At 37.7% G+C, this 17,969-nt stretch carries 16 protein-coding genes; 13 read left to right on the top strand and 3 right to left on the bottom strand.

What is annotated here, in order from left to right:
* Window positions 1-9: 9 nt before the first annotated feature.
* The 13 genes from AAEU31_RS00815 to AAEU31_RS00875 are packed head-to-tail and all read left to right on the top strand — an operon-like array spanning window position 10 to window position 14,702.
* Window positions 10-2,088 carry a motility associated factor glycosyltransferase family protein gene (locus AAEU31_RS00815; protein ID WP_421966156.1) on the top strand — a complete coding sequence of 693 codons (2,079 nt, stop codon included), beginning with the start codon at window positions 10-12 and terminating at the stop codon, window positions 2,086-2,088.
* Window positions 2,088-2,597, top strand: coding sequence for a GNAT family N-acetyltransferase (locus AAEU31_RS00820; protein WP_421966157.1), 510 nt, complete (start codon window positions 2,088-2,090; stop codon window positions 2,595-2,597). The genes AAEU31_RS00815 and AAEU31_RS00820 overlap by 1 nt, the downstream gene beginning before the upstream one ends.
* A 36-nt stretch (window positions 2,598-2,633) precedes the next feature.
* Complete coding sequence (locus AAEU31_RS00825; protein WP_421966158.1) at window positions 2,634-3,944, top strand: aminotransferase class III-fold pyridoxal phosphate-dependent enzyme; 1,311 nt, start codon at window positions 2,634-2,636, stop codon at window positions 3,942-3,944.
* A 1-nt stretch (window position 3,945) separates the two neighbouring features.
* Entirely contained in the window at window positions 3,946-5,250 is a 1,305-nt protein-coding gene (locus AAEU31_RS00830; protein ID WP_421966159.1) for a DUF4910 domain-containing protein, read from the top strand.
* Window position 5,251: 1 nt separating this feature from the next.
* Window positions 5,252-6,001 (top strand): cytidylyltransferase domain-containing protein, encoded by a 750-nt coding sequence (locus tag AAEU31_RS00835; protein ID WP_421966160.1) that lies wholly within the window; start codon window positions 5,252-5,254, stop codon window positions 5,999-6,001.
* Window position 6,002: 1 nt separating this feature from the next.
* The gene (gene pseI, locus AAEU31_RS00840) at window positions 6,003-7,040 is read left to right on the top strand and encodes a pseudaminic acid synthase (protein ID WP_421966161.1); all 1,038 of its coding nucleotides are present in this window, start codon (window positions 6,003-6,005) and stop codon (window positions 7,038-7,040) included.
* A gap of 5 nt (window positions 7,041-7,045) precedes the next feature.
* Complete coding sequence (locus AAEU31_RS00845) at window positions 7,046-7,297, top strand: phosphopantetheine-binding protein (protein ID WP_229677543.1); 252 nt, start codon at window positions 7,046-7,048, stop codon at window positions 7,295-7,297.
* Window positions 7,284-8,846 (top strand): UDP-2,4-diacetamido-2,4,6-trideoxy-beta-L-altropyranose hydrolase, encoded by a 1,563-nt coding sequence (gene pseG / locus AAEU31_RS00850; RefSeq protein ID WP_421966162.1) that lies wholly within the window; start codon window positions 7,284-7,286, stop codon window positions 8,844-8,846. The genes AAEU31_RS00845 and pseG overlap by 14 nt, the downstream gene beginning before the upstream one ends.
* Before the next feature lie 4 nt (window positions 8,847-8,850).
* Window positions 8,851-10,359 (top strand): class I adenylate-forming enzyme family protein, encoded by a 1,509-nt coding sequence (locus AAEU31_RS00855; RefSeq protein ID WP_421966163.1) that lies wholly within the window; start codon window positions 8,851-8,853, stop codon window positions 10,357-10,359.
* Window positions 10,352-11,830 (top strand): class I adenylate-forming enzyme family protein, encoded by a 1,479-nt coding sequence (locus AAEU31_RS00860; protein WP_421966164.1) that lies wholly within the window; start codon window positions 10,352-10,354, stop codon window positions 11,828-11,830. The genes AAEU31_RS00855 and AAEU31_RS00860 overlap by 8 nt, the downstream gene beginning before the upstream one ends.
* Before the next feature lie 7 nt (window positions 11,831-11,837).
* Entirely contained in the window at window positions 11,838-12,920 is a 1,083-nt protein-coding gene (locus AAEU31_RS00865; protein ID WP_421966165.1) for an FkbM family methyltransferase, read from the top strand.
* On the top strand, window positions 12,920-13,180 hold the full coding sequence (locus AAEU31_RS00870; RefSeq protein WP_304636853.1) for an acyl carrier protein: 261 nt from the start codon (window positions 12,920-12,922) through the stop codon (window positions 13,178-13,180). Before AAEU31_RS00865 ends, AAEU31_RS00870 begins: the two co-directional genes overlap by 1 nt.
* Entirely contained in the window at window positions 13,149-14,702 is a 1,554-nt protein-coding gene (locus tag AAEU31_RS00875; RefSeq protein ID WP_421966166.1) for an AAC(3) family N-acetyltransferase, read from the top strand. The genes AAEU31_RS00870 and AAEU31_RS00875 overlap by 32 nt, the downstream gene beginning before the upstream one ends.
* A 13-nt stretch (window positions 14,703-14,715) precedes the next feature.
* On the opposite strand, the gene AAEU31_RS00880 is transcribed toward AAEU31_RS00875, so the two are convergent.
* The 3 genes from AAEU31_RS00880 to pseC form a co-directional block, all read right to left on the bottom strand.
* The gene (locus tag AAEU31_RS00880; protein WP_370317390.1) at window positions 14,716-15,858 is read right to left on the bottom strand and encodes a Gfo/Idh/MocA family protein; all 1,143 of its coding nucleotides are present in this window, start codon (window positions 15,856-15,858) and stop codon (window positions 14,716-14,718) included.
* 62 nt (window positions 15,859-15,920) lie between these two features.
* Window positions 15,921-16,805: an aldo/keto reductase gene (locus AAEU31_RS00885; protein WP_421966167.1), complete on the bottom strand. Its 885-nt coding sequence runs from the start codon at window positions 16,803-16,805 to the stop codon at window positions 15,921-15,923.
* On the bottom strand, window positions 16,802-17,965 hold the full coding sequence (gene pseC, locus AAEU31_RS00890) for a UDP-4-amino-4,6-dideoxy-N-acetyl-beta-L-altrosamine transaminase (protein ID WP_421966168.1): 1,164 nt from the start codon (window positions 17,963-17,965) through the stop codon (window positions 16,802-16,804). The genes AAEU31_RS00885 and pseC overlap by 4 nt, the downstream gene beginning before the upstream one ends.
* Window positions 17,966-17,969 lie beyond the last annotated feature (4 nt).

Genomic DNA, 17,969 nt, shown 5'->3' on the forward strand with positions numbered 1-17,969 from the left:
AGGAAGTGAATGACAACGGATAAATTTATTCAAGAAAAATTAGAGTCTCTTTCTCAGCAGTTGAACAAAAAATTAGACAAAGAAGTTCAAGAGCAGCAATTTGCAGAGCGAGCTAATCTTAAGTTTGAAGAAAACTTACTTGCGTTCAAACAATTCTTCCCTGAAATATATGAAAAATATTTAACTTATACTCCTAGTGAAAAATTTCAATTTATTTTAAATGAAAACGGGACTGCTAATTTAATAGATTATGAGACCGGAGTGCTCATGTACTCTGGTGACCCAATTGGGCAAGCAGAAAAGCAAGTTGAAAAAAATATTGACTCTCCACATATTGGTCGAGTAGATCATTCTAGTGTGGCTTTTCTTGAAAACAATACTAATTTCATTCATGTTGACTTGATGAAGTCAATGGGGGATGTCTTTTTAAATGCAAAAGAAAACTTATCGAATAATGAAAAGCTTGATGATGTTTTACCTAGTTTGATATTGTTTGGTGTTGGTTTGGGCTACCATTTATTGCCTTTGCTTAAGTGTAAAAAAGTTAATTTTATTAATATACTTGAGCCTAATGAAGACTATTTTTTCGCAAGTTTATTTGTTGCAGATTGGAAAGAGCTGTTACAGCTCATCGATATGAATGGCGGTTATCTCTATTTAGGTATTGGTAAGTCTGAAATAGAGATCTTTAAAGATATTTATAACCGCTCCAGGGATATTGGAATCGCTTCAGTTGGGTATACTTGGTTTTATCAACATTACCCATCAGCCAGCATAAATAGATGGATAGACCAGTTTAAGGCAAACTTCCATCAACTCTTCGCTGGATTCGGCTTTTTTGATGATGCGCTAATAGGGATAGCTCATACTTTAGGAAATGTTGAATCAGACTTTAATTTGATTAATTCAAATAACCCCATTGATAAAGTTACAGGTAACTTCCCTGTAGTGATAGTAGCTAATGGGCCGTCCCTTGATGATAGTATTCAAGTGCTTAAAGAAATTAAAAATGAAGTTATTATTTTTTCTTGTAACTCAGCTTCAACAGCTTTGATTAAACACGGTATCATACCTGACTTCCATGTCGCCCTTGAAAGAACTGAATCTACTTACAAATTTCTCAAAGAGTTTCTTACTGATGAGTATAGATCTAAGATTAACTTACTAGTTACTAATGTTATGCACCCCAAAGTGCCTGAGTTGTTTCCTTGGACTGGCTTTGCTCTTAAAGGGAATGAATCCGGTACTCAATTGATACAGCTTTCTCAGTTCATGGAAAGCCAAGCTATGACAGATACAATATCTTACTGTAATCCTCTAGTAGGCAATACTGCATTAAGTTTTGCCTGTCATCTAGGTTTTAAATCAATTTATCTGTTTGGTGTTGATAATGGATATGTAGATGAGGCCCACCATCATTCAAAATCTAGTTTTTACTATAATAATAAAGGTGAAACGGCACACCAACCTATAAAGATAGGTAAACAAATTTCGGTGCCAGGAAACTTTGTTTACCAAGTATTAACCGACGAATTTATGAGTGTAGGTATCACCCAAATGGAGAAGCTTCTCGCTTCTTTCAAATTGTATGGTTTAGAGTGTTATAACTGCAGCAATGGAGCTAAAATTGAAGGAGCTATGCCCCTTCATACAGACTCTATATTTATTGAGCCAAATGAAGTTACTAAGCAGAGTGTAATTGAATATATAAAGCAGAAAAAATTTTTAAGCTATCAGCCCTTAAAGCCAGTTGATGAATTATTACATTTTGAGGAATTTGAAGACTTTAGCAATACAATGGTTAGTATTCTGTCTGCTAAGGTAATAAATAGATATGAAGCATTAGATACATTATTAAAGAGTATCCGCTACCTTTACTCTTTTAAGTACTCTGTTAAATATTTGAATATTTTCTTAATTATGGAAGGTGAGGTTCTCTATACAACATCTTTACTGATTTCACTTTTGTACAATTATGGAAATGAAGAAGAAATTATGCCTTATTACCATCAAGCATTAGATATTTGGATTGAGTTTATAAAGCAAGCACCTGACTATTATGAAAAGAATGCAAGGGTTTGTAGGTAATGGAAGTACCAAACATTCTAACTGAGCGTTTGTTGCTAAGGCAATTAACAGCAAAAGATGCCACTGAAAAGTATTTATCTTGGTTCTCTGATGCTTCGAAAAATCAATTTATAGCTTATAAAGCAGAGCAACTATCCTCATTGGTTGATTACATTGAAGAAAAAAACACTTCTAGAAATAGTATGTTTTGGGGAATATTCTGTAAAAAAACAGAGGAGCACATTGGTAATTTCAAATTTGAACCAATTGACTGGTCTGATAATGAAGCTGCTTTGGGCATCCTAATTGGTGAGGCGCAGTGGCGAGGTAAATCACTTGCTAAGGAGATCATTAACGCCTGCTTTACTTATATTTATGAACAACATTCGATTAATGTAATTCGTTTAGGGGTAGATAAAAATAATACAGCTGCTGTGAAAGCTTATGAGAAAATTGGTTTTATTAGGTATGATCTTGATGAAGTCAAAGATGATAACTACATTACAATGAAGCTGACGAAAGAAAGTTAACTTTATTTCACCAGCCAAAAGAGCGATGAAATTAAGATGATAAAAAGTAAAAGTATTAGCTTACAAGATACTGCGAAAAAAATAATCCCGGGTTTGACTCAATTGCTTTCAAAGCGACCAGATATGTTTAGCACTGATATTTGGCCTGGGTATTTTTCTAAATCAAAAGGATGCCAGGTGTGGGACCTTGACGGTAATGAGTACCTCGATATGTCTATTTCTGGTATTGGTGCAAATATACTTGGTTACGCAGTAGATGAAGTTGATGATAAAGTTATTAACTCTATTCGAAGTGGGGTTAGTTCTAGCTTAAATTGCCCTGAGGATGTTGAGCTTGCTGAGAAGTTATTAGAATTACACCCTTGGTCTGAAGAAGTTAGATATGCTCGGTGTGGCGGTGAAGCAATGACTGTCGCAGTACGTATTGCTCGAGCAGCAACAGGTAAAGATAAAATTGCTTTTAGTGGTTATCATGGATGGCATGATTGGTACTTATCTGCCAATGTTACAAGTGCCAGTAATCTTAACGACCACTTAATTCCTGGCCTTTCACCTAAAGGCGTTCCAAAAGCGCTAGCAGGAACAGCACTCCCTTTTCCTTTTAATGATATCGAAGCGCTAGAGCAGTTAGTTGCTGAAAATGGTGATGAACTTGCTGCTATCGTGATGGAGCCAATGAGAAATTTTGCACCATCTGAAGAGTACTGGCAGCAAGTTGAGGCGATTGCAGCACGATTAAATATCCCATTAATTATTGATGAAATATCTATGGGTTTTAGGATCAACTGTGGTGGTTCGCATTTGAAGCTGGGTATTAATCCTGATATCGCTGTTTTTTCTAAGGCAATGGCTAATGGCTATGCTATGGCTGCCGTCATCGGCAAGTCTAAATGGATGGATGCAGCACAAACTAGTTTTATATCTAGCACTATGTGGACTGAACGAGTAGGGCCTACAGCTGCATTAGCAACGATTAACTATTACGAGCAACACCAAGTCCATGAGCATCTAGCCGCGATAGGTGCAAAAATTAAGGATGGCTGGCTAAGTTTAGCTAAAAAGCATGGCCTTGAAATTCATGTTTCTGGTATTGATGCTCTTTGTCATTTTAGTTTAAAGAATGAAAACTTTTTGACACTTAAATCTTATTTTATTGAGAAAATGTTAGAGCAAGGTGTGTTAGCAACTAATATGTTTTACTGCATGTATGCGCACAAAGAACATCATGTAGAGATTTATCTAAAAGCTGTTGATCAAGCATTTGAACGATTAGCCGCGGCTATAGAAGATGATACTCTATTAGACGGGGTGATACCTTCGACTTCAGGATTTAAAAGGCTTAATTAATATGTTTTTTCATCTTGATGATGGCAAAGAGATGCATCGTTGGGCCCAAGAACTATTTCCTATCAATAGAAGTTTAACCGGGGACGGTGTACGAGAGACTCTCAATTATATTAAGCATCTGTTTCCAGAGCTGAACATCAAAGGGATCCCTTCGGGTACTCAGGTCTTAGATTGGAGTATACCAAAAGAGTGGCGTATTCGTGATGCCTATATTTTAACCCCCAGTAGAAAGAAAATATGTGATTTTAAGGCCAACAATCTCCACGTGATGGGATATTCGACACCTCAGAAAAAGCAGATAGACTTAGATGAGCTGCAAAGGCATTTATATGATATTCCTGATTTACCAACAGCAATCCCCTATGTCACATCTTACTACAGAGAAAACTGGGGCTTTTGTTTAACATCTGAAGAGAGAAAGCAGTTAGAACCTGGTAAATATGAAGTGGTTATAGACTCTGAACTTTTTGACGGTGAAATGAATTATGCTGAACTAATTCTGCCTGGGGAAACAAAGCAAGAAGTTTTTTTATCGACCTATATATGTCACCCATCGATGGCAAATAATGAATTATCAGGTCCCGTGGTGACTATGGGGATAATTAAAAGACTACTAACGCTAAAAAGTAGAAAGTATACATATAGGATTATTTTTGTTCCTGAAACTATAGGTGCAATAAGCTATTTAGCTGAAAACTTATCTCATTTAAAAAAGAATGTAATTGCGGGTTTTGTTGTTAGCTGTATTGGGGATGAAAGAGCATATTCATATTTAGCATCTAGAGATGGCAATACATTAGCTGATAAAGTCGCCAAATGCTCCCTAGAGTATTTTTCTAGAGACTATCTCTCATACAGTTACTTACAAAGAGGTAGCGACGAGAGGCAATATTGTGCCCCAGGTGTTGACTTACCTGTTTGTTCTATTATGAGGACGAAATATGGGGAATATCCCGAATACCATACCTCTTTGGATGATTTAAATTTAGTAACCCCTAAAGGCTTGACTGGCGGAGCTAACGCATTATTTGGTGCTATTTGGCTACTTGAAAACAATGAATATTTGAGAACCACTGTTTTAGGTGAGCCTCAACTCGGAAAGCGAGGCCTATATCCTGATGTGAGTGATATGCAGCAAGATTACTCTTATGTTATGAAAATGACTAATGTATTGAGTTATGCCGACGGTAAAGTAGATTTAATAACGTTAGCTAATACAATAAATGAATCGCCTTTTGCTTTGCAGGGAATCGTTAATACTCTTAAAAAGCATGGTTTATTGGAAGTAGTTGAAGGCGAGGGGTAATGTGAATATCAATTCCTTATTAAACAAAGATTTTTATATAGTTATTCAAGCTAGAATGACGTCATCTCGTTTACCTAAAAAGGTAATGCTACCTCTTGGAACAAAACCTGTATTAGAAGTGATGCTTGAAAGATTAGCCCCTTTTAAAGAGAAGATCATTATCGCGACAACAGATGATGGCACTCAGCGACCGATCACTGAGTTGTGTGAACGACTAGGTGTGAAATATGTTGAAGGTGACACTAACAATGTATTAAGTCGCTATTACCTAGCGGCACAGTCTGTAAATGCAAACTCAGATACTGTGATTGTTCGTTGTACCAGTGATTGTCCTCTCATTGATTTAACTGAAACCGCACGTGTTATAGACCACTTCTATAGTGTGCGCAGTGAGTATGATTATATTTCGGCTGGCCCTCACTGTGGTTTCCCTAATGGCTTTGATACAGAAGTGTTTACTTTTGAAGCGCTTAAATCAGCCTTTGAATGTGCAACAGAAGATTTTGAAAAAGAACATGTGACGCAATATATTTGCAGAAATATGAAAGTGGCTGACTATAAGAACCTTGATGATTTCAGTCATTGGCGTTTAACTTTAGATGAGCCAGCTGATTATGAGTTAATTAAAGCCATTTATAGCTTATTCGATTACCGTACTGATTTCACATTTGATGAATTAAAACAAATGCTAAGCTCTCATCCTGATATACTTAAGATCAATGAGCACGTAGAACAAGTTCAAGTTGGGTAATATGTTTAAGAAAGAATTTAAAATAGCTGATACATGGGTAGGTCACGATCACCCTTGTTATATCATCGCTGAAATGTCAGCTAACCATGGTCAATGTTTAAATAAAGCTAAAGAGTTAGTTCATGCCGCTCATGAAGCCGGTGCTGATGCGATTAAGCTACAAACTTATACCGCAGATACTTTAACCATGGATTGTAAGCTTCCGCACTTTGAAGCGACGGGTCCATGGCAAGGTCAGTACTTACATGATTTATACAAGACAGCTTATATGCCTTGGGATTTTCATGCGGAACTGTTTGAACTATCAGCAAAACTTGGACTTACTTGTTTTTCATCACCATTCGATAAATCGGCAGTCGATTTATTAGCACAATTAGATGCACCAGCCTATAAAATTGCTTCACCTGAACTAATTGACCACCAATTAATTCGTGATGTAGCGGCTACCGGTAAACCCGTAATTATGTCTACAGGTGGTGCGACGTTAGTTGAAATTGCTGAGGCGGTAAAAGTCGCTGAAGATGCGGGTGTTACCGAACTTGCATTGATGAAGTGTACAAGCACTTATCCCGCTCCTGCAGAGACTATTAATTTGCGAACTATCCCACATATGCAACAGGCTTTTGAATGTCCGGTTGGTTTATCTGATCACACACTGGGAAATGATGTGCCACTGGCTTCAGTTGCCGTCGGTGCATGCATGATAGAAAAGCACTTTGTATTAGACAAAAAAGACAATACTGCAGATAGCTTTTTTTCAATGACGCCATCGGAGCTTCAGGCCCTTGTCCATGGTGTGAGACAAATTGAAAAAGCACTGGGTAAAGTTGACTATCCATCCGTTGCTTCAAAAGCACGTCGCTGTGTTTACATTATCAAAGATATTAAAGCTGGAGAGCAGCTGAGCTCTGAGCATTTAAGACAAATGCGTCCTGGGGGCGGCGAAATTATGCCAAAAGAGCTTCCAAACCTTATTGGACGAACAGTTAATAAAGAATTGCGTTGTGGCACTCAATTGTCTTGGAGTGATCTAAAGTGAGCGATATGAAACAAGACTTAATCCATTCGGTTCAGCAATTTTTATTAGAACGCGGCGTATTTGTTGAAGATGCTGACATTGCTGAATATGACTTTGTAGCTGCAGGGGCGTTAGACTCATTTGAAATACTGAGCCTTATAATGAGCTTAGAAACCGAATATGGTATTGCTGTTCCTCCAGAGTTAATGGTCGACAGTGAAAACGCAAAAGTAGGAAATTTAGCGACTGCGTTAGTGAAGTTAAATGATAGCAATTAGAGTCGATACACTATGTGGCTTGGGCCACTTTATGCGTTGCAAATGGCTCGCGTTAGAGTTGCAATGTTTAGGTGAAGAGGTTGTTTTATTAGTCGATACACAATTGTCGGATCATTTAACTAAAGAACTCGGGAATATACATTTATTACCCTATGCAAAAACACAGATAGAAGATGCTGCTAACTGTGTTCAGCTTTTCAACGAGCAACAACTCATCATTGATAAATTACTTGTTGATAGCTATCGTTTTGATATTGAATGGGAATCAGAGATGGCTAAATATGTGCTATCGATTATTGCGGTTGATGATCTTGAAAGAGACCATTTAGCAGAGCTTGTTATCGATAGTAAATGGAATGCTGAAAAGACTTCGTCTCGTTATCAAAGTACAGCACTTGAATCACAAAACTTTTTACTTGGTCCTGATTTTTCGATGCTGTCTAGGGCTTATCGAAACTGCGCGCAAACAGAGCGCTCAAATAAAGAGCTTATGTTTTCTCTCGGCGGTGGTGGCGACTGGAAACAGCTTACTGAAATCATACGATTAATTCTTGAAACAGCGCCAGAGTATAAAGTTAATCTAATTATAGGCCCTAATGCTACATCCGTTACTCAGCTACATGAGTTAGCTTTAGGTAACTCGCAATTAAATTTAATTGAAGCACCTCGTTGTTTAGCCAAATACTATAAAAGCTGCACCTTGTTTGTTGGCGCTTTAGGCACGTCCTTGTATGAGCTGGCCGCGACTAAAACCCCTGCGTTAACGTTCTCAATCGCAAAGAATCAAGAAAATCAACAAAATGCATTAGATGATCTGGGGCATTATTTCCATATCGCAAACTTAATAGACTATCCGCCAGAACAGGTTTTAAAGCTCATTTTAGCAATGCTACAAAATATAGAACGCATACACCTAATGCGTGAAAACGTTGCTGTTAAAATTGATGGCGAAGGTGCAAGTCGTGTTGCCAAGTTAATTACTTCAGAGCTAGCTTCTAGCCAGATTACTCAAGCCAATAGCAACCTAATTGAAAGCCAGCACCAGCATTTAACCGACACAATCACGTTAAGGCGAGTGGTTGATCAGGACATAAATCGCTATTTGGCAGCGAGAAACTTACCGAACAATGCTTGGCGAATGACGATCACAAAAGATATCGATCAACTTGATCATTATTGCTGGTGGTTTGCTAATCGTCGCGACTCTTATGTTATGGAAGTTAAAGGTAAGCCGTTACTTTACGTTTGGCATCAATTGTATGAAATAGAGCAGCAAAATTATTTAATTGGTGGTTGGTTTGCTGCAAGTGACGATGTTAATTTTGCTCATGCTCAACTAGTATTAGATTGGCAACTAAAAGAGACTGAGCAAACATACCCAGATGCAATGTGGGTAGCCGTTATTAATAAAGAAAATAAGTTTGTAAATTTGCTTAATCAGCGAGCAGGATTTAAATCTATTGCAGGGGATGCAAAAAAAATGGCAGTGACCCAACATTTATTTCCAAATGCTTCGATTGATGATTTTAATTTTGTAGGAAAAGGGTGAGTAGGTGGATAAAGGTATTTATGAGTTATTTGCTACGAATGTCGCTAACACTCCCACTAAGGTAGCTGTTGTTTTTCAACAGCAAAGCGTAACGTATGATGAATTAAATCAGCAGGTTATTAAGCTTACTAGCCATTTTTTAAAACAAGGTGTTACGCAAGGCCAACGTGTCGCAATATTTGCACCTAACGGTATTGAATTTATTGTTTCGCTGCTGGCAATCGCTAAATTAGGTTTAGCCGCTGTGCCGTTACCTGTTAGCATAAAAGGGCTTGCTCTGACCATTGCTCTTAAGAAAACCCCCGTTGCTAAGGTGATTGCTTGGCCGACCATTAGCAAATCACTTCTTGCTGATAATCTTATTGAAGCTGAAAATTTAATAACATTAGGCCAAAGTGTTGCTAATGAAACAAATTGGCTTTGTGTTCAACAAGCTGAAGCAGAATGCTTTTTTACTGATGCAATTGATACGCAAGCACCTTACATCTTAACCATGACTTCTGGTTCTACCGGTCAACCTAAGCCAATAGTGTTGAGCCAAGCATGTAAAGTAAATAGGGCATTTGATGCGACCATAAACTACTACGGATTAACGCCCGATGACGTTATTCTCGTAGCGACTCCTATGTACCACTCGCTAGCTCAGCGTGGTGTGCTAATGCCTTTGATGCTTGGTGCAACAACGGTTGTATTACCAAAGTTTAATTTGAAGCTATGGCTACAAGCAATTGAACAGCACCAAGTGAGTTTTCAATTTGCCGTTTCGTCTCAATTAGTAAGCTTAATTCAAAACGGTGTTGAAGGGCATGATTTGAGTTCTTTACGCTGCCTCGTATCCTCTTCGGCGGTATTAGATAAAGAGAGTAAACAAAGCTTACTTTCTTTGCTTAGTTGCCGCTTACACGAGTGTTACGGTGCTTCAGAGGTTGGTGTTGTGACTGATTTCGCGGTATCAGAACATCCTGAATTGAGCGGCAGTGTAGGCAATGCTTTACCATTTGTTACTGTGAAAATTACCGATGAGCATGGCCAAGAATTAGCAGCAACTGAAATTGGAGAAATTTGTTGTAAAACAACAACCGGGTTTAGCGGGTATCATAAATTACCGGAAAAAACTCGAGAAGCTTATTATCTTGGTGATTTTTTCAAAACCGGTGATTTAGGTTACCTTGATGAGCAAGGCTATTTATATTATGTCGGCCGTAAAAAAGAGTTGATCTCAAGCGGGGGGATCAATGTATACCCTCAAGATATTGAAGCAGTGATAAAAATGCATCCAGACATCGAAGATTGTGTGGCTTTTTCAATTCCAGACTCTCAGTTTGGTGAGGTAATAAAAGTTGTTTATACGACGCTCTCGTCGTCAGTAAATGAAACAGAATTAAAGAAACTGTGTTTACAGCAATTGACCGATTATCAACAGCCTAGAGTTATAGAAAGAGTTGAATCCTTGGCAAAAAGTAGTTTAGGTAAAGTCTTAAGACAGTTAGTGAAGGAGTCTTTTGGTGGATAATCTAAGTTTGGTATCACGCATACGTAAAGTTGCCGAGCCAGATAAGGTAGCGCTGATTTATGAACAATCGGCTTATACTTACGATCAACTTTTAGAGCTTGTAGATGATTTTGCAAAAAAGTTAAGTTATTTAGGTGTTAAAAAACAGAGTAAAGTTATTACCTTACTATCAAATAGTGTTGAAATGACAGCTCTTATGTTAGCTATAGCTGATATCGGAGCAGTACTCATTCCATTAAACCCCGAATATAAACAGACTCAAATATCAAAAGCAGCTATTGTGACTAAAGCTGAGTTTGTTATTCACGAAAAGGATTTAGTTTTATCTCAACCAATAAAACAAATAGATTTAAGATGCTTACAGGATACACCATTGAGAGATTATCTAGCTACTAACTCAGCAGATGATTTATATATACTCACAATGACTTCAGGCTCAACGGGTGAGCCAAAACCAATATGCTTTTCACAGCAAACTAAAATAGATAGGGCATTTGGAGCGAAAGAGATATATGGCTTGGACAGCCAAGATATTATCTTATGTGGTACTCCTCAATATCACTCTCTTGCTCAGCGATTAACCTTGCTACCATTACTTTTAGGTGGAACATGCTTACTATTAAAGCAGTTTAGCCCTAAGGCTTGGATAAATGAGATTAAACTTCACAACGTAACTTTTACAATTGCAGTCTCTTCGCAATTAGTCAATGTACTCTCATTACTTGAAAAGGAAAAACTGCAACTTAATTCTTTAAAAAGGATTGTCTCTAGTTCAGCATCAATAGAAGAAGATATTAAGGGTAAATTAATTAAGTTGCTGTCTTGTCCTATCCATGAGTGTTATGGGGCTTCTGAGGTTGGGACTGTTACGGATTTTGATGCTAGTAATGAAATACATAAAGTTGCAAGTGTGGGGAAAGTAGTCCCACAAGCTGATGTTATTATTCGTGATGGTGAGTCTAATCCGGTTAAAAAGAATGAAATCGGAGAGATCACAGTAAAGTCGTCCACTTCATTTCTGGGGTATTTTGAAAAGCCAGAGTTAACAAATGAAGCTATAAAAGATGGTTTTTTCTATACTGGTGATTTAGGTTATATGGATGATGATGGCTATTTATATTTTAAGGGAAGAAAAAAAGACATCATTATTTCAGGTGGGATCAATATTTATCCTGAGGATATAGAGTCCGTTGTAGGTACTTTTAACGATGTTGTAGAGTCAGCGGCATTTCCTATACCGTCTTCACATTTTGGTGAGATTACAGCAGTAGCCTTTGTTGCTAAAACTAAGGTGGCGATTAAAGAAATGAGAAAGTGGTGTTCGAATCACTTAGCTGCGCATCAAGTGCCGGTATTCTTTGTTCAAGTCGAAGAACTTCCTAAAACAGCTTTGGGTAAAATACAGAGAAATCAGTGTCAAAGTATATTTGGCTCGAAATTTGCTGAGAAAGCTAAATCTATTAAACTCTAGGTTTTAAATGAATATACAGAACGGGTCATTTTATCTTTATGGTGCGGGTCTTTTTGGTCAGGCCTTAAGTCGTTATTTTTTATCAACAGGCGTGTCTCCAAAAGCTATTATTGATGCAGCCCCTAAATTGAACTCTTATATGGGTATACCTATTAAAAGTTTAGGTTCCAATGATTTGGATTATGAACTGCCTATTTTAATTAGCATTTTAGGGTACGGTGATATAAAAGGCTCTCTGAAGCGCAGGGGGTTTGTTGAGGCGGTGGATACGCATGATGTTTTTGATTTATTTCCCCAAGGCCTTGTGGAACTGACTGAATGTGGTTTTTTGTGGATGCAAGAGCCTAGAACTAAACAGGTTGATGATAGTAAAGTTTCACAACTGGAAAGTTTACTATCTGATGATATTTCAAAGAAAACGCTATCCCAAATAATTAATTTTAGAAAAAAACCATGTAGAAGTTATTATCCAGAACCTGAAGCTTACGAAATGTACTTCCCATCTGATATTAACAAGCTCTACTCTTGCCCAAAGTTAAAAATACTTGATATTGGTGCATTTGATGGGGATACATTGTATGAATACTCAAAGAGGTGGCCAGAAAAAATTTATAAATACCTAGCTATTGAAGTGAGCCCTAAGAATATATCAGATCTGAATAATAGAGGTATAAACCTACCTCATACAGGTGTGGAGGTTTACCAAGGGGCCGTAGGTTTGCCTGATGAATTTGATTTAGTTCTACGTGGTAATAGCTCAGCAACTTGTGTAGAAGTAATAAGCAAGGGCACAGCTCAAACAGGAGATATAACAGTACCTAAGTTAGACCTTGCTAAGTTACTTCATGAGGAAGATTTTAATATTATTAAGATGGATATCGAAGGTGCTGATTATGCAGCTTTAGTAGAAATGGCCGACTTTATTAAGAATAAATTACCGACCTTATCATTATCTGTCTATCATACTCCTGAAGATGTTTGGCGTATTCCTTTATTTATAAACGAAATAGCTCCTAATTCTTATGACTTTTATTTACGCCAAGAAGGGCATTGGGGACTTGAAACTATTTTTTATGCGGTGCCAAAATAATGAAAAACACTTTAACAGTATTAGTTGATTTATTGCTTGAAAGAGCAGAACTACCTGACTCAAAACAGCCTGAATATCATACTTTTCGTTTTTTGGACGCAGGTATTATCGATTCTTTCAATCTGATGCAATTTATTATGGAAATTGAAGAAGAGTTTGATATTGAGCTAACTCCTGATGACACTCAGTCAGAGGAGTTCCGAACATTAGGTGGTTTAGCATTAATTATTGATAGCAAAAAACAACAAGATGAAGAATAGCTATACAAAAAAAGACATACTTGAAAGTCTTCAAAATTGCGGCATCAAAAAAGGCGATACTGTATTTGTAACGACGTCACTTGGAATGTTTGGTTTTTTAAAAACTGCAAAGAACTTGGATGATATTAATGAGGCTTTTTATTTAAGCCTATGCGAGTGTGTAGGGACAAGTGGTAGTATTATTGTTCCAACATATTCATATACATTTGGTAAACACACCGTAACTGCACCAGCAGTGTATGATGAGGTAAAAACAGGAGCTGAAATAGGCCCTTTCCCTGAGTTTTTTCGACAGCAGGACGGAGTAGTAAGAAGTTGTGATCCCTTTATGTCTGTTGCAATTAAAGGGCCTGCTTCGGCATTAATAGAAAACTTAACCCCTACGTCTTATGGCCACGACTGTCTTTTTGAAAGATTGTTAGGAAATAATGTTATTTGTTTGAATTTAGGTCTAGGGCCAAACTGGACTGCTTTTATTCACTATGCCGATTATTTGGCTAATGTACCGTTTAGGTATGACAAACTTTTTTCTGGGCTTTACTCAGGCTCAAAAAAAATAAAACAATGGCTTTATTCTGTTCCACTTCTTAGTGCTGAAGCAACCGCAAATGCACACTCAGTTGGTTTAGAAGCCGAGAGTGTTGGGATTTGGAGTTACACTACACTGGGTAGGGGGAGATTATATAAAGCTAGTTATGATGATTATTTTATTTTTGTGCTGAAAAAGCTTCAGGAAAACAAGTGGGCCTTGGCTGAAGGGGAAGATTGTGATGTTAAATTGTTAGAACTTAAGCGTTGTAATATCCCCCATAATGATTTTGCCAAATCTGGAGCAATAACGTATTTTATAAATGAATTAGTCACATCGATTTCAGATAAATTTGATTTTGAGTTGCTTGTATTCAACACTGGATTTAATGCATTAGATCACATTATTCCTGAAGCTTGGTATTGCTCCAGTGCTTCAATAACTGATTCTCTTGGTCATAATTTGCCAATCGATACAAATTCAATTCTTCCTTATAGTCAAAGCTTCGAAGGCAAGATCACTGGCTTTAATCTAAAAAAACATATCAATATTAACAGCAAGTTTCCTAGATATATAGAACGTGATTGGGGGTTGGTAATTGAGCAAAGACTCATTCAAGACGATGAAATATATAGTATTAAGATAAATTGTGGGACTTACTTTTCACATGCAAAGGTTGCTTTCAAAAGAGGCTCTTTTAAGTGTGTAAATGTAATTAATGCATCTGATTTTCATCAGAGTAGAGAGTTGTATGATTTAAAGCTAAAAGAATTAAAAGGCTCCCCTTTTTGTACCTTAGTTGTAAGCCATGAGACCGCAATGGTGGCTTGGATTGCCGAACATCGGCAAGAGCTAGAGTTAAATCAAGAAATCAATTTGCTTTGTTCGTCAAAAGACTCTGAATGGTATAGCTGGGATATGTGTGGGTATAACCCAGCTACAAAAGATAGTCTTATTAAACAAAACTATAATTTTAAAAAAGTATTAATTTAAAAATTTTAAGAAACTATACTTCGATCTTTTCCCAAGACCCAGATTCAACAGAGAGTTTTGCAGCTAAGAACAAGTTAAGCCCATGGCTTGCTTGTTCTAACCCAAATACATAGTCTTTATTTTTCCTTTCTCCAGCTTTAAATAATGATAATTCCATATGAATGTCGCTATAAAGATTTGAAAAGGCTTCAACGAATCCTGTAGGGTGCCCAGGTTTCATTCGATTATATCTAAATTGATTAGCGTACTCACATTGCCCAGCTCTATCTAAGATTTCTCTGCGGCCGTCATTGTAGTTTAATTCTAATTCGTCAGGGTTTAGCTGGAACCAACGAGCGCTCCCTTTGTCGCCATATATTCTAATTTGAAGCCCATTGCGGTGGCCAATCGCCGTTTTTGACATCCACATACTGCCCTTTATGTTTCTTGGGTAGTTCAGCAACATATTTACATCATCAATTAAATTAGGATATTGAGAATGGTTAGTAAATTGTGCGATTGTTTCTGTTGGCTCCATTTCAAGTAAGTATGTTGATAAGTGATGTAAATGCACCCCTAAATCCAAGCAAATGGTTGGCACTTCAAAATCTTTTAAACGCCATGCTTGTGGCATTGAAGGTTTACCTGCAATATCTGGCGGCCTTCTGAACCCCTCTTGTGGCATTTCAAGGTGAATTTTTTGAATAGTGCCAAGCACACCTTGCTTTACTAGGTGTTTTAACTCTCTGACCATCGCATAGCCACTGTAGTTGTATGTAACGGCTAGAAAGTGTTTGTTTTTATCGTAGCAGGCTTCAATTTCAGCGACTTCAGCAGGGCCAGTAACAAGGGCTTTTTCGCAAATAATAGGTATATTCGCTTTCAGAAGTTTGGTTATTACTTCAATATGGTGAGGCGTTGGTGTCAGTATAACAAATGCATCAACATGGTTTTTCTCTTGCTCGACAAGCTCTTCCCAATTGTTGTACAAATGCTTCTCTGAAATTCCCCACCTCTGTGCTGTTGCACTATTTTCATCGGGGTTTCTTGAAAAAGCGCCTGCAACAACTGCAAATTTATTATCGAGTTGACTTGCGGCGAAGTGAACATAGCCTACAGCTGAGTTATTGCCACCGCCTATAAAGGCAAGTTTTAATTGTTTTTTGTTGTCATTCATATATGTATCTGCCTTTTTTGATCATAGCCATTTATCGGCAATCAATCATTTTTCTAAACTTTTTATAGTTGCCAATTTGCTGGATTGGTGAGTTTTGGGTCATAAACAGTCATTTCCTTAAGCACGTCTTGAGATATTTTGATGCTGCTCTGATAGGCCTCTAAAATTTGCTCTAACTCAGACTCTGAGTTCACACCAACAACAACTTTAGCTATTTCATCTTCTTTTAAAGCATATGCAAGGCTGAGTGTGAGTGTCGACACACCAAGATGCTGCGCTAACTGATGAAATGATTCTAAATCTTGCTTCCAAGGTTTAAAGTAACTAGCTAACTCATTGATGGGCATTAATAACAAGCCTTGTAAAAAACAAGATCTAGCGTGCACTTGAGTCTTGTTTTTATTTAGTAATGAAAGAGCGCCAGTGTCTTTAAAGTAGGTATCAAATGCATTATAAGGTATTTGCACAAGGTTAATTTCACTCAACTGTGTAAAGCTATCCACCTCTGCACCTGAATACAAAGAAACCCCTTTACTCGCTAATTGATTTTCTAATTGCCGTTGTTTTAAATATGCTAAAACGGGCGCTACACCTTGTTTCTCAATGTCGCTTGCTTGGTGAAATAGGATTGCGTTTAGTTTTTGAGTTTTAAAATCTGAAAAACATTGCTCAATTAATGCAATGTAATTATCTACATCCTTATTAGAGAACTGCTCTTCTTGTAGAGGAGGTAACTTAGTAACTATGTTAAAGCTGTCATTAATCGAAGGATAGGATGCCAACACTTGGTGGCTCTCGCCGTAACCAAGAGCGGTATCTATTGTTGTAATGCCGGCGTCTTTTGCAATATCTAAAATGGCATGAGCCTTGGCAATGCTTGGTTGACCAAGCTTATTACTGACACCGTAATTCAAGCCAAATTGCACTGTACCTAGAGCAAGCTTCATACTAAACCAATCAATGTATTGATAACGAATTGCTGCTCATCTGCTGTCATGGTTGGGTGCAGAGGAATAGTAACAGCCTGTTTGTAGTAGCTTTCTGCATTTGGAAAATCACCGTCCGAAAAGCCTAAAGCTTGATAATAAGGCTGTAAATGGATAGGTATATAATGCAAGTGAGCAATAATTCCTTGCTCGCGCATGCCTGTAATGACTGACTTGTGTTTTTCTACATCACACTGTGTTAAATGAACAATATATAAATGGTAGCTAGAGTAACACTCATTCGATTGTGTTAAATGAGCTAGCGTTGAGTTTGCAAATGCATGGTTATATTTTGTTGCAATGTCGTTTCGCACTGATACAAAGTTGTCTAGCTGCTTTAACTGACTCAGTCCTAAAGCGGCTTGCATATCAGTCATTCTATAATTAAAACCAAGCTCTAACTGTTGATAATACCAAGGGCCGTGACTTGGCTCGGTCATTTCTTCAGGAATATTAGTAATACCATGACTTCGCAAGCGGCTCATTTTTTTGTTGAGCTCAGCGCAGTTGGTAACCGCCATACCCCCTTCAGCAGATGTAATTATCTTGACTGGATGAAAGCTAAACACAGTAATATCTGAATAAACACAGCTGCCAACAGGCTTATCTTTGTACTTCGCGCCAATAGCATGCGAGGCATCTTCAATAACCTTAAAACCATACTCTTTGGCAAGTTCATTGATTGCTGCCATATCGCATGACTGGCCTGCTAAATGAACTGGGATCACAACTTTAGGGAGTTGCTGGTTTTGTTTGGCTATCGCTAGTTTTTCTTTAAGGGCAACAACAGACATATTGCCTGTCTCAAGGTCGATATCAACAAAGTCGACACTTGCGCCACAATACAGTGCGCAGTTACTTGATGCGACGAATGAGATTGGTGATGTCCATACGATGTCACCTTTACCTACGCCTAAAGCAAGGCAAGCAATATGTAACGCTGAAGTCGCACTGTTAGTGGCACAGGCATAGTGAGCACCACAATATTCTGCAATGGCACTTTCAAATGCCGGAACAGCAGGTCCTTGCGTTAACCAGTCAGACTTTAATACATCAATTACAGCGTTGATGTCATCTTGAGAAATACTTTGCTTACCGTAGGGAATTAGCTTATTTGTCATAATA

It is taken from the genome of Pseudoalteromonas thalassia, assembly GCF_049257215.1.
GTDB classification, from domain to species: domain Bacteria; phylum Pseudomonadota; class Gammaproteobacteria; order Enterobacterales; family Alteromonadaceae; genus Pseudoalteromonas; species Pseudoalteromonas lipolytica_C.

Bases quoted from the DNA above. Each gene is read 5' to 3' on its own strand.
- AAEU31_RS00815 (WP_421966156.1), top strand. From the start codon at position 10: ATGACAACGGATAAATTTATTCAAGAAAAATTAGAGTCTCTTTCTCAG.
- AAEU31_RS00820 (WP_421966157.1), top strand. From the start codon at position 2,088: ATGGAAGTACCAAACATTCTAACTGAGCGTTTGTTGCTAAGGCAATTA.
- AAEU31_RS00825 (WP_421966158.1), top strand. From the start codon at position 2,634: ATGATAAAAAGTAAAAGTATTAGCTTACAAGATACTGCGAAAAAAATA.
- AAEU31_RS00830 (WP_421966159.1), top strand. From the start codon at position 3,946: ATGTTTTTTCATCTTGATGATGGCAAAGAGATGCATCGTTGGGCCCAA.
- pseI (WP_421966161.1), top strand. From the start codon at position 6,003: ATGTTTAAGAAAGAATTTAAAATAGCTGATACATGGGTAGGTCACGAT.
- AAEU31_RS00845 (WP_229677543.1), top strand. From the start codon at position 7,046: ATGAAACAAGACTTAATCCATTCGGTTCAGCAATTTTTATTAGAACGC.
- pseG (WP_421966162.1), top strand. From the start codon at position 7,284: ATGATAGCAATTAGAGTCGATACACTATGTGGCTTGGGCCACTTTATG.
- AAEU31_RS00865 (WP_421966165.1), top strand. From the start codon at position 11,838: ATGAATATACAGAACGGGTCATTTTATCTTTATGGTGCGGGTCTTTTT.
- AAEU31_RS00870 (WP_304636853.1), top strand. From the start codon at position 12,920: ATGAAAAACACTTTAACAGTATTAGTTGATTTATTGCTTGAAAGAGCA.
- AAEU31_RS00880 (WP_370317390.1), bottom strand. From the start codon at position 15,858: ATGAATGACAACAAAAAACAATTAAAACTTGCCTTTATAGGCGGTGGC.
- AAEU31_RS00885 (WP_421966167.1), bottom strand. From the start codon at position 16,805: ATGAAGCTTGCTCTAGGTACAGTGCAATTTGGCTTGAATTACGGTGTC.
- pseC (WP_421966168.1), bottom strand. From the start codon at position 17,965: ATGACAAATAAGCTAATTCCCTACGGTAAGCAAAGTATTTCTCAAGAT.